The following is a 14,212-nucleotide window of genomic DNA, read 5'->3' on the forward strand; positions in this document are numbered from 1 at the left end:
CAACGGCTTGATCACAGCCCATGCCTGATCAGACAGTTCATGACGACGCACCACGAACGGAGCAACGACTAACCGACTTTGCGGACACGCCCTAGCGCTCCCATGGTCAGGAAGCCGTGGGAGGAGCGCCAGGACAGCACGGACCAACGCGACTGCGCCGAGAACAAGGATCCCGTACTCAGCCACGATCCGGTCGAGATCAATGACAGGGATGAGCCGATCGAGCCGACTGAAAGGGCGCTTCCGATGGAGCCGACAGACAGGGCCGATCCGACGGATCCAACGGACAGCACCGAACCTACTGAGCCGATCGACAACACGGAGTCCTTTGACCACAAGGACAGCACTGAATCCGAAGAGGGGCGGACCGACCGTACCGGCAGCTTTGGCATGAGGTCATTCTGCGCGCCGGATGCTCGGTCCGGCCCCCTTGGGGTCACGCAAAAGGGTGATCGCCGATTGAAGGCTGTCTTGTGGGTGGGGCGACGGAGGCGGCGCACTGGCTGGTGTTGAGGTGCTGCGGCCGGAGGTGCCGGCGGATGTCGCCGGAGTCCACGTCACCACAGCACGCGAAGCCGTTCGGCGGTGCGTTTGATCCAGCCTGAGAGCCGGCTGATCTCGCTTGCGGGGATGGCCAGGCGCAGGTCCGGCAGGCGAGCCAAACAGATGCGTGGGTGCGGGCGGGAGAGGTGGCTTGAGCGGTAGTGCCGTGCCGCGCCGAAGGCCAGATGTGCAGGGGGCTTGCGGGGCAGGTCCAGTCGGTGCGGGTCGCGGAAGACCGTGGGTCGTAGTTCGCGCCTTCGGCAAGGACAAGGTCTCCCTTGGCAGTGGTCTTTCCCCCAGTTCGGTGTCCTTCATGGCGATACGAGGAAGGCCGTTGCCGATGGCCAGGTTGTGGCGCAGCAGTTCCTCCACTGCCGAGTCCATGGCCTCGGGGTGAGGGCGTTGCCCCTCCAGGGGACTGAGACGCTTCGTCTTCACGACGGCGCAGTGGTTGTGGTGGTGATGCTTGTCGTGGGGATCGGGTGGCGGGATTGAAAATTGACTTCCGGGCACCGAAGATGTCGTGTTCATGAGCCAAATTTTCGTGAGGTGCAGGTCACTCAAGGGTCTACGCGCGTCGATGGTGGGTGTGGGTGTCTTCCTCGTCGCCTCTGCGGTTGCCCTGCCGCTCGCCACCGCCGATGCCGTGAAGCCGGAGCCCGACTCCGAGCGCAGCACCATCGCCAGGGAAGGGCGGGTTGCTGCGCACTTGGAGCACATACGCGACGCCCCGCACCAGTTGCGGGAGTTCATGCGTGCCATGCCCAAGGGCGCTGACCTGCACAATCACCTTTCCGGTGCCGCCTCCACACAGCTCCTCATCGACCTCGCGGTGCAGAGCGGCCTGTGCATCGAGGAGGACACCTCAACTGCCGTGCCGGGCCCCTGCAAGGACGGCAGCCGCCCGGCCTCCGACGTGCGCACTGATTCCGCCTTCGGGGAGAAGCTTGCGCGGGCCTGGTCGATGAAGGACTTCCCGCGCAACAAGCCGAGCCGGGCGGGGCACGACCATTTCTTCGCCACCTTCGACAAATTCATGGCGGTCACCACCAATGACTTCAACGGGAAGCTTCAAGCCGACGTAGCCAACACGGCTGCCAGGAACCACCAGAAGTACCTGGAGACGATGATCAGCCCCGCGTTCCCGCAGGCCGCGAAGCTGGCCAAGCAGGTCGGCTACGACAAGGACCTGGCAGCCCTGCACGAGCGCCTCACCTCGGGCGGCAAGCTCGACCGCTTGGTGAACGCCGCTCGCAAGGAGGCCGACAACACCGATCGCGACTTCCGCAGGGCCGCGCAGTGTGGCACCGCTTTCGCACAGCCTGGTTGCAAGGTTGAGACCCGTTTCCTCTCTCACGCGTTGCGCGCGCTGGCACCCGCGGATGTGTTCACGCAACTGGAACTCGGCATGGCGCTCGCGGAGAAGGACAGGCGGTTCGTCGGCGTCAATCTCGTACAGCCCGAGGACGACAAGAACGCACTGCGTAACTACCGGTTGCACATGCGCATGCTGGACTTCCTGCACAGCAAATACCCCAACGCCCACATCGCCCTGCACGCCGGCGAGTTGACCCCCGAGTTCGTCGGACGTAAGGACCTCACCTTTCACATCAACGAGGCGGTGCGCGTCGGCCACGCGGAGCGCATCGGACACGGCGTCGACCTCAAGCATGAGGACCTGCCAAGGAAGCTGCTGCACACCATGGCGAAGCGCGGCGTCGCCCTGGAGGCGAACCTCACCAGCAACGAGCAGATCCTCCAGGTCTCCGGTAAGGACCACCCCTTCCAGACTTACCGCAAGGCAGGCGTTCCGGTGACGATCTCCACCGACGACCCGGGCATCTCCCGCACCGACATCTCCCGCGAGTATGAGCGGGCCGCGACGACCTACGGACTGTCGTATCCGGAGCTGAAGGGCATCGCCCGGACGTCGCTGGAGGAGGCGTTCCTGCCGGGCAAGAGTCTGTGGAACGGCAAGACCCCGAAGCGGACGTACCGTCCCGTGGCGCGGTGTGCCGGGCAGGAACCCGGAGCCAGCCATCCGGGCGCGCGCTGCCAGGCGCTGCTGGACTCCAGCCCGAAGGCCCAGCAGGAGTGGGAGCTCGAAGCTGCCTTCCGCAACTTTGAGCGGCGCGTCCTCAAGCACTCCTTGTAGCCCGCGCACATCAGGGGTGGCTTTCCGCCGCGGCGGAAAGACCCGCGGCAGGATGTCCTGCTGCCGCGGCGGTGAGCAAACCGGATCGGACCGATTCGGCAGCATCAACGAGGGGCGCGGCTCGACGACGACACTCTCGCCCTCGCTGGCCAGGCAACGGGCGGATCAGCAACCGACTCGCCCGCACCCTTTTCGAAGATCAGTTACGCCACCACCCACAGCTGCGGTGTCGCCCGGGCTGGGCACGGGGAACGCGCGGGTGGTGACGCTCCTGGCACAGCTCGGGGGCCGCGGTGACGAGGCGACTGAATCGGCGGCTTCCCCGGGTGTCCGGCAAAGACGCGGTCGGCTAGACGCGGTGTCGGCCGGGAGCTGATCGGGCCCGGCCGCGCCCGGTACGGCAGCAGAGCCCGGACCGCGCATCGCGGTCCGGGCCCTGTCCCGTGTGGTGCCGCCCGGCGGCGGTGCGTCAGCTCTGTGCGGTGTCGTCGCCCGCCTGCCCGGCGCCCTCAGCTGCGCCTGCCTTCTCGCGCATCTTGCGCACCAGCTCCGCCTTCTGGTCGGCTGCACCCTGGCGGTCGAGGTTGCGGTGCGGGCCGTTGTTCTGCCGTTCGGCGCGGGACAGCCGCTTGCGCTGGCCGCCGCCCATGCCCACGGGGTTGTTGATGTTCTTGCTCACGGTCATGGGTTCTCCCGGTATGAGGTGAAGTGTTCTACGGATTCATCGGTGGGGGAGGGGCGGCGACGCCGAAGGACGTCAGCGGGGCCCATCCGCTCTCACTCGTAAATCGGCGTCTGGAAGAACATGACAAAGACGTTACCCGGTCCCGTCGGCCCCGCACACCAACTTATTCGCCGCCCCGGCGTCAGCCGGGCCTTCGGCGAGCAGAAGGGGCGATGTCGACCGAAGCGAGGCCGGCGCCCATCTACAGAATTCTGGGGGGCGCCGACCACCGCCCCGTCGCAGGAAACCTGGTCACATGACCGCTCGCATCGTCATCCGCCCGCCCGCCCGCCCGCCCGCCCGCCCGCCCCGGTGGCCGCCGCGTCCACCTTGACGCCATCCTCGGCCTCGCCCGCAGGGACATGGACGTCGTGGAGTTCCTGCGCCGCGCCGGCCTCCCCGAGGCCGAGCCGCTCCTCGATGACGCTGAGTGGGCGGAATGGCGCGGCGGACAGCCGCACGATTTCGGCGGGCCCAGCATCAGCAGCGTCTGACCCGACCTGGGTTCGGACGAGGCGGCCGCTGCCCGTCCGGCGTCAGGTCCGGGATTGCGAGAAGGATGGCGAGAGTGGATGCGGCGAGGACCGCCCAGGTGACAGGTGACAGGTGACAGGTGACAGGTTATGTGGGGGCAGGGAAGTCGCGGCGAGCCGGCGGAACTCTGAGTCAACTGGGGAAAGCAGCACTAGAACCAAACGTGAGGGCCGGGCGCGTGCGGGATGCTGGCCACTGCCCCCGTGAGGAGTGACCGTGACGAAGAAGGAACTGGCGTCGGAGACCCCGAGGCTGATCATGAGGGAAACCTCGGAGGCAGCTGAGGAGGCGACTGGTGAGAAGCAGGCGGTCCAGGGGATGCTGTCGGTGGTGTACGCCGACGGCCTGGGTAATCCCCCTGCTCTTGTACTGACCGGCGCGCCTGGGTAACCGGAGAGTCTGTTGCTCGTAGACGAGACCGGCACACCGCTCGCGAGGTACACGGCAGGCCCGCCGCAGCAGAGCAGCCAGGACGGTTCGACCAGCCGCAACCTCGGCCTCGCGGCACCGGGCGCTGCCGCTGCCAGCAGCGCACCACCCTCGAACGCCGCGACCAGGCCCCAGCCGACGACGGGACCAGCCCCGACGGACCGATCCCGCTCACCTGCAACGAAATCCAGCGCCTGTTCACCATCCTCGTCGCCCAGCCCGTCCGCGACACAGCCCACCGACTGCACTGGTCAACCTGGCAACGACGCCACCAAGCCCGCGCCCGCCACAGCCACTACCGACGTCAGGCAGCCCTCCAGCCATGAAGGACACGATCTACGGCTGGAGTATGAGGCCGTTTCATGATCCGCCGGATCGACCCTAGGCCGTGAGAATCGCAGAGCGCGCTCCCTGTACGGCCTGCGTTGGGCCGTACAGGGAGCGTTGTCGTTCAGCGGGTGAGCTGCCATATGGACAGCCGCTGCAGGGCTCGGGATTCCTCGATGACGTCGCGATCTGTTTCCGCGCTCGTCGCTCTGTGGGTTGACCGTCCACAGCACGCCGCCTCACCAGATTTGCCGGTCGCGCTCGACCCACGGCGCCGTGCGGGCCGGGACGAGGAGGGGCCGGACGCGGTCAGCCATGGCGCGGTTGGGAATCGGCATGGTGCCTTGCACGCTGCCGGCCTTGCCGATGTAGTCCTCGACGGTGACCACTTGCAGCGGCAGCACGTCGAGCAGCTCGTCGGATCGCAGATCGCAGACGAGTACGCGATAGGTAGACGTAGACAACCTGTGTCCTCCTTACGGTTGTTGGGCTAGAGCTTGGTTCGGGGGTTTCGTACAATCGCGTCAGCACGTGTCGCCCGGTCGCAGAGGGTCGGGCGTTCCCGAACAGGGGGAGAAAGGTGCGTGCCCGATGGGCATCGGGCTGGTATCTGTGGTTGCCGCGGTCGTCTACGCAGGAACGATCTCGTTCCTGGCCTTCACGGCGACGTTCGCGCGGCGGGGGGAATTGCGTCAGGAGGCTCGTTCCACCTTGGCGTTGATCGTCCCGGGCCGAGGGGCGGAGACACCCTCACCGACCCAACAGCAGTAGCACCTCGTGCAAGCTCCGCCTGCTGTCACCAGTGGGCGGAGCGCCACCGAAGAACGGCAGCCGCGCGCGGGTCGGCCGGCGCATCCGCGGCGGCTCGAACCATGCGTTCGTCACCGCCGACTTCGTTTCGCGGCTCGCCGACTGCCGTTTCGTGCACAGCGTGCGCGAACGCCGGATCAGCGACCACTCGGCCATGACTGCTCTTCTGAAGAGACGGCCTGGCCCGCTCCTCCGGGGAGCGGGTCCCCGTGCACGCGGGCGACCTGCGGATGCGCCAATCTTGGTCCGTGGCGCTCCTCGACTACCGCGAAACTTGCACTCCGACCTCCCGGTACCAGAGTCTGACCAGCGCTGAACTGCCCGGGCGCGCGGGCCGCACCCGAGGAGCAGGAACGGGCGTTCGCGGTACTGGTTCTGCGCAATCCCCAGGTGCGGGCGGTTCTGGAACGCCTGGCCGTCCTTGACCTCCCGCCGTGATACCTGACGGCGGGAGCGCTGTTCCAGACCCTCTGGAACATTGCTGTGGGGAGAGCCGACCTCGGTTACGGCATCCGCGACTTCGACCTCTTCTTCCACGACGCCGACGACCTGTCGTACGACGCCGAGGACCGGATCATCCAGCGGTGCCAGCGGGGCGTGGAAGGCCTCGGCGTCGAACTGGAGCCGCGCAACCAGGCCCGCGTGCATCTGTGGAACGAGCAGAAGTACGGGCGCAACATCGCCCCGTACCGCAACTTGGCAAAGTCCCTCGCCTCGTTCGCGTTCACCTCCTGCCCCGTCGCCCTGAACCTGAGCCGTGACGGAATGTTCACCACATACGCCGCGCACGGCTACGCCGAGCTGTACAGCGGCGTCCTGCGCCCCAGCCCGACGGGAATCGCCCCGGCTGACGTACACAGCGCCAAGGCGGCCAGCTACCGGGCTAAATGGCCCCACCTGATCGAACTGCCCCTGACTGCGCCCTGAGAGGAACGGCATCCTCAGCCGTACCGGACCGACGCCCACGTGGTTTGTGACGGCGGCCGCCACCGAGGTGTTGACCGGACTACGAGAAGACACGCCGGAGGCGTGTGCCTCGCCCGCGTGGCCTAGCCGGTACACGTTGCGCATCCGAACGACGAAGGAGCGCGACGGACTTGGACGCGACATCACGTGACATGCCGTCGATCAGCCTGCCGCGATGGGGACGGGTGGCTGAGGGAGTTGGGGCGGTGCCCTGGCTGGCCTTCGATGAGGAGGGCAGCGCAGTGGAGCCGATCCGGAGGTTCCTGGTCGACTTCGTCGCTCGGGACAACCGGCCGGGCAGCGTCCGCAGCTACGCCTTCGACCTGCTGCGCTGGTGGCGGTGGCTTCTCTGCACCAGCCAAGTCGTCGGCCCTCTCGGGGTCTCCGTAGTACTCGCCGAAAATCGGGCGGATTCGGTTGAGTAGCAGGCCGTCGACGTCCTGCCCGTTGTAGGCCAGGTAGGCCCTCGGTAGCAGCTCTTCCTCGGCACTCACGACGGTCTCCTGGCCTTCGGATCGCCGGCCCGGCTTGTCCGCGGCTGCCCTCACAGGCTCAGCAGCAGGTCCTGGACCGCGGCGGGCTGGGACAGGAACGGGTGGTGGCCGGCGTCGAGTTCGACGATGCTGCCGGCCCGGCGGGCGAACTCGCGCTGTAGGCGCGGTGGGGTGCCGCGGTCCTGGGCGCAGATGAGGTACGTCGAGGGCACCTGCTGCCATGCGGCCGCCCCGACCGGCTGCCCGGTCACCTGCACGCTCTGCCGGGCGAGGTGGTCCGCCGCCTGCGCCTGGACCTCGGGGTCGCAGTCCTGCAGGAATGTATCCACGAGCAGCTCGGGGCGGACCCCGAATGTGCCGGCGTCGGGGTCGACGTCGAGAAACGGGGCAGGGCTGCCGTCCCCGAACTCCGACAGGCTCTGCCCGACCTCGGGCAGGTAGCTGGAGACCAGCAGCAGGTGGCGTACTGACCCGATTCCCGCGGCGGCTTCCGCGGTGATGATGCCGCCGTAGCTGTGGGCGACCACGATGGTCGGCTCGTCGCTGTCCTGCAGCACCTGCCGCACCGCGGCAACATCCTCGGGCAGCCCCGGACCGCCGACGCCGCCGGGCAGGCCCGCCTCGCCGCAGCTCGGCAGCGCCGGGGCCACGCTCGGCACCCCTCGTTCCTGCAGCAGCTCGGCGGTGCGGTGCCACCACCACGACCCGTCCCGCACGCACGCCCCATGCACGAACACGACCCTCATCGCTACCTCCACGTCTGCCTTGACTGCCCCCTGCCGACGATAGACGTAGTAGCCGTTACGTGAAAAAGTAGGGCGGTGGGTAGACGACCGCAACCGCACATCAAGGAGAGGCTGCTCGATGCCTGCGCTGATCACGCCCTCGCGCACGGACTCCCCGACCGGCTCGAGCCGCTGACCACCGCCACCGGCACCTCAGCGCGCATGCTGATTTATCACTTCGGCACCCGCGACGCGCTGCTGCGGGCCGTTCTCGGGCACGCGCGGCAACGTCAGCTCGACACATTCGGCGACCTCCTGCGGGTGCGACCCGACGAGCCGTACACGGCCACCCTGAACCGCGCCTGGACCTCCATCACCGGCCCGGACGGGCAGCCGTACCTGCGGATGTTCGGTCAGCTGCGCGAGAGTGCGGAGCAGCAGTTGTGGCCCAACTTCCGGCGCACCGCGACGACCGACTGGCTCGGGCCGCTCGAGGACGGCCTGCGCAGCATCGGTCGGCCGGATCTCGCGACGCTAGTTCTCGCTGTCATCCGTGGTCTCCTCATGGACCTCGACGCCACCGGCGACACCACCCGCACCGACCGGGCCTTCCGCGACTTCCTCGGCGCAGTCGAGCACCTGTCCAGGGGCTAGGCTCAGGCGCGGTTCTCCTCGTCCCAGATGGTGTCCCGCCGGGCGGTGTAGCAGTCCCACCGAGGCCGGGGATGCCGAGCGGCTTATGACGGCCCTTCTGGTCGGACGCCAGGCATGCCGAGGCTGACGGGAGCGATGCGGGTCAGCCGCTGTGACTGTGGATTGAGTTCGGCAGTGGCCCGCTGGTCAACCAGGTGCCGTTGGCCCGGAGCGCGAGGCGGCGCCCGCATGCTCATCGCAACCCGCTGGATCCCTCCGGCGGCGAGGGGCGGCTGCGCTACAACCCCAAGGTCCCGAGGCGCCGACCACGGCAGATGCCGGACGAACGGTGGAACGAGCTGTTCGCGGCCCTGCGGTCCAACCGGGACCGGGCGATCCTCGCCCTGGGGATCAGCAATGCCGCCCGCGCGTCCGAGCTGCTCGGAGTTCGCGGTGTCGACGTCGACTGGGGCGACCAGCTGGTCCGCGTCGAACGCAAGGGCTCCCAGGACGAGCAGTGGCTGCCCTCCAGCCCGGAGGCGTTCATCTGGCTGCGGCTCTACCAGAGCGAGGGACCGCCGCTGGACCCGCAGGCCCCGTTGTGGTGGACACTGCGCCGCCGCGACCACGGCGAGGGACTGGCCTACCAGCCCATGAACTGTGAGGCCCTGCGCGCAGTGTTCCGCCGGGCCAACGCCCTGCTCGGCACGAACTGGCCGTGCCTGGTGTCACTGTGTGTGGTCGCCGGAGGCGTATCGGCTCCAGGTTCCGTCGGCTTCAGTGACCAGGCGGGTGGCTGTCTTGTCGTGGTAACCGAGCGTCTTCGCGATGACGGGGCCGGGGCTTGGAGGAGGAGTTGGCGGATCGCGGAGGTTCTGCCGCGCTGTGGCGGGACGCCGATCTCCCGCAAGTGGGTTTGGAGACTGCCCGGATCCCTGGGGCGGATCGGCGATTGTGCTCCCCTGCCGTCCCCATCGCGGTTATTGACGTTCCGTCGCTGCTGGAGGCGCTGGCCGAACGCGCGGCTGCCCGCGCGGAGTGGCACCTTCACCTCGATGCTCCTGGCCCGCTCCTGCCACATCTCCGTCCCCTCCCTGGAGCGGAACGCCCGCCCCGGCGTCGACGCGGTCGCCCGGCAAGTCGCCCGGCCCGACCCCGCCGCCCGACGGAAGCGCTGACGCCTCAAGATCATTACATTGCCGGGCGTGTCTGTGCCCGTCACAGCGTCATCCACCGGACGGGTGCAGGGCTCGACGCGCCGCGAGTCGCACTGACACAGATCGTCAACTGATTGATTCTCACGGGTCTGGTCGCTATCCCGGTCCTGCGTAAGGTTTCAAGAAGACGGCAGTGCGGCATTTGCGCACTCGATCTGCTGCAGCGCCGAGTGTTCAGGCGCACCCACGAGAGAAGGGAAACACACCCCTTATGCGCGCCCTTGTGGTCGACCACAGTGAGGCCGGCCCCGTCCGGTTCGCCGATGTCGATGAGCCCGTACCGTCCGCCGGTGAGACGTTGGTGGAGATACGGCACATCGGTCTCAACTTCGGAGAGCTGAATTACGTGGACCAGTGGCCAGCCGGCGCTGTGCACGGTCACGACGCGGCCGGCGTCGTGGTGCGCGCCGCATCCGACGGCTCGGGGCCGCCCGAAGGTACGCGCGTCGCAGTGGGAATGGCTCCCCACGCGTGGGCGGAGCGGGTGGCAGTCAGCCCCGCCTCGCTCGGCACCGTCCCCGAGGGCGTGGACCTGGCCGACGCCGCCGCGCTGGGGATCGCCGGAGTCACCCCATTCCGGGTGCTGCGCAAGCGTTCCCTGCTGGCGCGCAACGTTCTGATCACCGGCGCCAGCGGGGGCGTGGGGCACTTCGCCGTCCAGCTGGCGGCGCTGGCGGGCGCCCGGGTGACGGCACTCGTCGGTTCGCCGGAGCGGGCCGTCGGACTCCGTGAACTCGGCGCCGACAAGGTCCTGACCGACTTGGTCGAGACCGGGGACCGGTTCGACCTCGTCCTGGACACGGTCGGCGGACCATTGGTGGCCCAGGCCTGGAGTTCCCTCGCCGAGGGCGGCACCATCCACCTGGTCGGTTACTCCTCGGGGCAGGAAACCACGTTCCCGTCAGGGACCTTGTTCGGCTTCGGCGAACCCCGCAGCATCGCCACCTACGGCGACATGACGCCGACCAGCGGGGAGCTGACGGACCTGCTGGGCCTCATGGCCGCCGGGAGGCTCTGGGCACCGGTCGGACTGCGAGGCGACTGGCAGGACGTGGACGACGCCGTCCAGGCGCTGTTCGCGCGGAAGGTGCACGGAAAGGCAGTTCTTGACGTGGCCTGACGCTGTGGACGAGGACATATGCGCCCCTCCCGCCGGTGGCGGTTCGCCGTGGTGGACGAGAATGGACCCATGGATGTACTGGCGGAGGTCTTGCGTGTTTCGGGTGCGCGTGGGGCGCTCGGGATCATGCTGAAGGCCGGAGGAACCTGGGGCCTGCGGCTGGACTCCTCTCCAGGAGCGGCACTGCACGTGGTGTCCCGCGGCACCATGTGGCTCCACGTCCCAGGCGAAAAACCTCTTCAGGTGCAGGCCGGAGACGCCATCCTGGTGTCGCCGGGCACCGCACACGGGATAGCCGGCGGCGCCAGCGTGACGATGGGTTCCTGCGACCGTGAGGCGGCGGCCCGGTCTTTTGGCGATGGCCGAGCCCTGCGTCTGGGCTCGGCGCCGGTACAGACGGAAGCGATCGTGCTGCACTACGAGCAGGACCCGGAGGTGCGCACACCGGTGCTCACCTCCCTCGCTCGGCCGATGCACGTCACAGCCCGGGAGAACGCGCAGCTCAAAAGGACCGTCGAACTTCTCGCTGCGGAGCTCGCACAGCCGCAGATCGGCACCACCGCCGCCATCAACAGCATCATCGACCTTCTGCTCGTCCAGTTCGTACGCGCCTGGCTGGCCCGCCACCCGCAGGAACGTTCCGGCTCATGGTTGGGAGCGATGCGTGATCTGGTCGTGCGCGACGCTTTGGCATGTGTCCACGCCCAACCGGAACACCCCTGGACCACGGAGACCCTGGCCGCTGCGACGAGCGTCTCCCGGGCGACGCTGTCCAGGCGCTTCCGGTCCGCCCTCGGACAGACGCCGGGCGCGTACGTGACGCAGTGGCGCATCGACCTGGCGTCCGTCCGGCTCCGCGATACCGATGAGCCGGTCGAGTCGATCTCCGGCGCGGTCGGATACGGCTCTCCGCACGCTTTCAGCCGTGCCTTCCGACGTGCCCGAGGCACAGCCCCTGGCGAGTACCGTTCTCGACTTCGCAAGTGATCCGGCCTGGGGACTGGTGGGCTCGCATGTTGAGGTGGCGCGTATTCCTCGTTGAGGCCGTGCCTGGTTTCACCGTGTGTGGTCGCCGGAGGCGTATCGGCTCCAGGTTCCTCCGGCTGCAGTGACCAGGCGGGTTGCTGTCTTGTCGTGGTAACCGAGCGTCTTCGCGATGACGGGGCCGGGGCTTGGAGGAGGAGTTGGCGGATCGCGGGGGCCCTGCCGCGCTGTGGCGGATGCCGATCTCCCGCAGGTGGACTTGGAGACCGCCCGGATTCATCGCCTGTCCGGGCTGGCGGCCGGGGAAGAGCCACTGTGAACTTCTGCCGCTGCCGTAGGGCAAGTGCTGGCAGGACTGGACGTATGCCCGCATGAGGTCAGCGAAGGGCTCCGGAAGCGGAGACGGCGGGCCTCCCAGCCGGACGGCGACGGTGGACCCGTCGTCGACAGTGAGGCGGCACGACGTCGAAGTCGAGCACCTCCCACGTCCACCTTCCCCAGGTCCTGAAGGGGCCAATTCGTGATCAATTCCCTAGTCCGGAAAAGCTCGGTCGCCGTGGCCGAGGAAACTGTGGATGGGTGCGCTCCCAGACGGCGCGCCTCAGGGCAGTGGCGTCAATGCGCAGCACCTTGGCCACCGCGGCGACGAAGTCGGGCGTCGCTGACCGAGCCCCACATTCGACCTTGTTGAGGGGGCTGTACGAGTACGGCAGCAGCGAGGCCAGTAGCGGGTCCCTCGTGGCAGCGTGACCCTCTGATTTCATGGAGTGGGCAGCTCAATGCCCAAGGTCGAAGCGACGGTCTCTGGTCATCAAGCTCACTGTTCCCGGCAAGATCGGGTTGGACTGCGGTACGTCGCCCCCAGGGCCTTTGCCGGGCGGTGGCATCGGCCCTGGGGGCGAGGCAGGCTTCAAAAGGGTGGCTTGGAAGGCTGCCTGAATTGCACAAGCTCTGGGTGTTCCTGGGCGAGATGCTCGCGCAGCCGCTGTTTCTCGGCGTCCTCATTTCGGTGGCGCTCAGCTTCTTCGGCCGATGTGCACGGTTCCGCTTCCTTCGCCCGTTCCCCATGTTCGGTGTAGGCGGCCTCCAGGAGCTGGGACCGGTCCTGCTCTGCCTGCAGTTGCTGTGTGGTCTCCTGCTGCGTCAGGTGGGCTGTGAGCTGTTCGGCAGCGGTCGCGGCGGCTTCGGCCTGCGTACGGCAGGGGGCGCAGAGTCCGTCGGCTGGTGGTGTGCCTTTGCCGGGTTGGCGGCACTCAGGGGTTGAGCATTCCCACCAAGTCTGTGTCGGCCGTTGGCTGTCGTGCTGTTCCGGGTGGTGGGGGAGGGGTTTGTTGCGTTCGCGGCGCAGCCGTTCGCGGTCGGGGCAGACCTTGCAGGGCTGACCGGTGTCGATGTCCGTGCCGTCCTCGCAGCGGTCGTAGGCACACACGTGGCGGGTGAGCAGGCAGATGACGACGCCGGGGTCGCTGCCGATTTCACCCGAGCGGCGTTTGTCGGCGAAGCCCCAGCTATGCCAGCGGCGCTCGAGCCGGTCGGCGAGCTGCTGGGCTGTCCTCTGGCGGGGGCCCTGGCCCAGTGTGGCGAGGATGGCGTTGCGTACTGCGGGAGGCTGGTGGGCGGGCATCTGGGAGGCGAGTTCGGTGGGGTAGCGGGTCTCGACGGTGCGGATGCCGTCTGCCTGTTCGTGGGTCAGCCGCATCTGGCTCTTCCGCGGAACGCGAGCGGTCTCCTGTGCTTCGGCGTTGTTCGGCGCCGCGGAGCGGCCGTTGGTCTCGCGCGCGCTACTACCCGCAGTAGCCCTCCGGGCGTCAGGGGCGCTACGCGCCGAAGGCGCTGCGTTCTTGTTGTTCTTCTTGTTGTTAAAGCTTCTTGTAGTTACACCCCCCATTTGAGGGCCCACGTACCCCCTCATTTGAGGGGTCACGTGTACCCCCGTTTCGGGGGGTACGGGCTGACCTGCAGTTTTGGTTGAATTAACGGCTTCCCTCGAGCTCTGCACCTCGATGTCGCAGGAGGTGCCCAGGCGGGCGTAGAAGTCGTTGAGGGAGGTTAGGCCGGTGTAGCCGGGGGGTGGGGTGCGGCCTAGGCGGTAGACGTTGCGCATCTGCGGGCCTGCCCCGCGGGGACCTTGATGACGGTCAGTGCTTGCAGACGTTCGAGTTCGCGGATGCAGGGGGTTATCTTGTCCCCGCGTAAGTAGCCCAGGGCGTAGGCGAGGGTGTCGGTGGTAGGCCAGACGTAGCGGTCGCCGCGCTGTCCCAGCTGTACCAACGGCGTTCCACCCCTTCGGCAAGCTGCTCAGCGCTCCGCTGGTGGCGGGGGCGCCTCGCCTAGTGTGGCGAAGGATGGCATGGCGCACTGCGGGAGGCTGGGGGGCGGGGCTTCTGTGCGGCGAGCTCGGTGGGGGGCGCTTGCCTGTTCGCGGGTCGTCCGCATCTGGCTAGGAAGATGCCCGCGATGTGGAGTCCGGCGAGGGCTGACGGCGTGCAGCGGCTACATGTCAACGATGCAGAACGCGCAAGTCGTGCGCAGTCAAATCCCCCTGTGCGAC

The 14,212-nt window shown here is 67.9% G+C and carries 16 protein-coding genes and 1 pseudogene; 9 read left to right on the plus strand and 8 right to left on the minus strand.

Going from position 1 to position 14,212, the window contains the following annotated elements; translation table 11 throughout:
• Nucleotides 1-68: 68 nt before the first annotated feature.
• Complete coding sequence (locus ACH4FH_RS38335; RefSeq protein WP_398560608.1) at nt 69-392, minus strand: hypothetical protein; 324 nt, start codon at nt 390-392, stop codon at nt 69-71.
• Between the two features lie 731 nt (nt 393-1,123).
• Between ACH4FH_RS38335 and ACH4FH_RS38340 the strand changes: the two genes are divergently transcribed.
• Nucleotides 1,124-2,698, plus strand: coding sequence for an adenosine deaminase (locus ACH4FH_RS38340; protein ID WP_398560609.1), 1,575 nt, complete (start codon nt 1,124-1,126; stop codon nt 2,696-2,698).
• A gap of 469 nt (nt 2,699-3,167) precedes the next feature.
• On the opposite strand, the gene ACH4FH_RS38345 is transcribed toward ACH4FH_RS38340, so the two are convergent.
• Nucleotides 3,168-3,383 (minus strand): DUF6243 family protein, encoded by a 216-nt coding sequence (locus ACH4FH_RS38345; protein WP_030988248.1) that lies wholly within the window; start codon nt 3,381-3,383, stop codon nt 3,168-3,170.
• A gap of 401 nt (nt 3,384-3,784) precedes the next feature.
• Between ACH4FH_RS38345 and ACH4FH_RS38350 the strand changes: the two genes are divergently transcribed.
• From ACH4FH_RS38350 to ACH4FH_RS38360, 3 genes and pseudogenes are all read left to right on the plus strand, one after another.
• Nucleotides 3,785-3,916, plus strand: a complete 132-nt coding sequence (locus ACH4FH_RS38350; protein ID WP_398560610.1) for a hypothetical protein — start codon at nt 3,785-3,787, stop codon at nt 3,914-3,916.
• 256 nt (nt 3,917-4,172) lie between these two features.
• The gene (locus tag ACH4FH_RS38355; RefSeq protein ID WP_398560611.1) at nt 4,173-4,346 is read left to right on the plus strand and encodes a hypothetical protein; all 174 of its coding nucleotides are present in this window, start codon (nt 4,173-4,175) and stop codon (nt 4,344-4,346) included.
• Between the two features lie 188 nt (nt 4,347-4,534).
• Nucleotides 4,535-4,711: pseudogene (locus ACH4FH_RS38360) on the plus strand (IS701 family transposase); the annotation flags it as partial.
• A gap of 240 nt (nt 4,712-4,951) precedes the next feature.
• Here ACH4FH_RS38360 and ACH4FH_RS38365 read toward each other — a convergent pair.
• Both ACH4FH_RS38365 and ACH4FH_RS38370 read right to left on the minus strand, forming a co-directional pair.
• Nucleotides 4,952-5,176 (minus strand): hypothetical protein, encoded by a 225-nt coding sequence (locus tag ACH4FH_RS38365; protein WP_398560612.1) that lies wholly within the window; start codon nt 5,174-5,176, stop codon nt 4,952-4,954.
• A 286-nt stretch (nt 5,177-5,462) separates the two neighbouring features.
• On the minus strand, nt 5,463-5,678 hold the full coding sequence (locus tag ACH4FH_RS38370; RefSeq protein WP_398560613.1) for a hypothetical protein: 216 nt from the start codon (nt 5,676-5,678) through the stop codon (nt 5,463-5,465).
• Nucleotides 5,679-5,963: 285 nt separating this feature from the next.
• Here ACH4FH_RS38370 and ACH4FH_RS38375 point away from each other — a divergent pair, with 285 nt between their 5' ends.
• Nucleotides 5,964-6,449, plus strand: coding sequence for a nucleotidyltransferase family protein (locus ACH4FH_RS38375; protein WP_398560622.1), 486 nt, complete (start codon nt 5,964-5,966; stop codon nt 6,447-6,449).
• Nucleotides 6,450-6,631: 182 nt separating this feature from the next.
• On the opposite strand, the gene ACH4FH_RS38380 is transcribed toward ACH4FH_RS38375, so the two are convergent.
• Both ACH4FH_RS38380 and ACH4FH_RS38385 read right to left on the minus strand, forming a co-directional pair.
• On the minus strand, nt 6,632-6,982 hold the full coding sequence (locus ACH4FH_RS38380; protein WP_398560614.1) for a hypothetical protein: 351 nt from the start codon (nt 6,980-6,982) through the stop codon (nt 6,632-6,634).
• A gap of 50 nt (nt 6,983-7,032) precedes the next feature.
• Nucleotides 7,033-7,728, minus strand: a complete 696-nt coding sequence (locus tag ACH4FH_RS38385) for an alpha/beta hydrolase (protein WP_398560615.1) — start codon at nt 7,726-7,728, stop codon at nt 7,033-7,035.
• A 75-nt stretch (nt 7,729-7,803) separates the two neighbouring features.
• On the opposite strand from ACH4FH_RS38385, the gene ACH4FH_RS38390 reads away from it, so the two are divergent.
• The 4 genes from ACH4FH_RS38390 (at nt 7,804) to ACH4FH_RS38405 (ending at nt 11,664) form a co-directional block, all read left to right on the plus strand.
• Nucleotides 7,804-8,361: a TetR/AcrR family transcriptional regulator gene (locus ACH4FH_RS38390; protein ID WP_398560616.1), complete on the plus strand. Its 558-nt coding sequence runs from the start codon at nt 7,804-7,806 to the stop codon at nt 8,359-8,361.
• Nucleotides 8,362-8,675: 314 nt separating this feature from the next.
• Nucleotides 8,676-9,518 carry a hypothetical protein gene (locus tag ACH4FH_RS38395; RefSeq protein WP_398560617.1) on the plus strand — a complete coding sequence of 281 codons (843 nt, stop codon included), beginning with the start codon at nt 8,676-8,678 and terminating at the stop codon, nt 9,516-9,518.
• Between the two features lie 250 nt (nt 9,519-9,768).
• The gene (locus ACH4FH_RS38400; RefSeq protein ID WP_398560618.1) at nt 9,769-10,677 is read left to right on the plus strand and encodes a zinc-binding dehydrogenase; all 909 of its coding nucleotides are present in this window, start codon (nt 9,769-9,771) and stop codon (nt 10,675-10,677) included.
• Between the two features lie 69 nt (nt 10,678-10,746).
• A complete protein-coding gene (locus tag ACH4FH_RS38405; RefSeq protein ID WP_398560619.1) occupies nt 10,747-11,664 on the plus strand; it encodes a cupin domain-containing protein in 918 nt (305 codons plus the stop codon).
• 907 nt (nt 11,665-12,571) lie between these two features.
• Here ACH4FH_RS38405 and ACH4FH_RS38410 read toward each other — a convergent pair.
• Entirely contained in the window at nt 12,572-13,360 is a 789-nt protein-coding gene (locus ACH4FH_RS38410) for a hypothetical protein (protein WP_398560620.1), read from the minus strand.
• 383 nt (nt 13,361-13,743) lie between these two features.
• A complete protein-coding gene (locus ACH4FH_RS38415) occupies nt 13,744-13,932 on the minus strand; it encodes a hypothetical protein (RefSeq protein WP_398560621.1) in 189 nt (62 codons plus the stop codon).
• Nucleotides 13,933-14,212 lie beyond the last annotated feature (280 nt).

The sequence above is a fragment of the Streptomyces sp. NPDC017993 genome (assembly GCF_044328065.1).
In the GTDB taxonomy this organism is placed as follows: domain Bacteria; phylum Actinomycetota; class Actinomycetes; order Streptomycetales; family Streptomycetaceae; genus Streptomyces.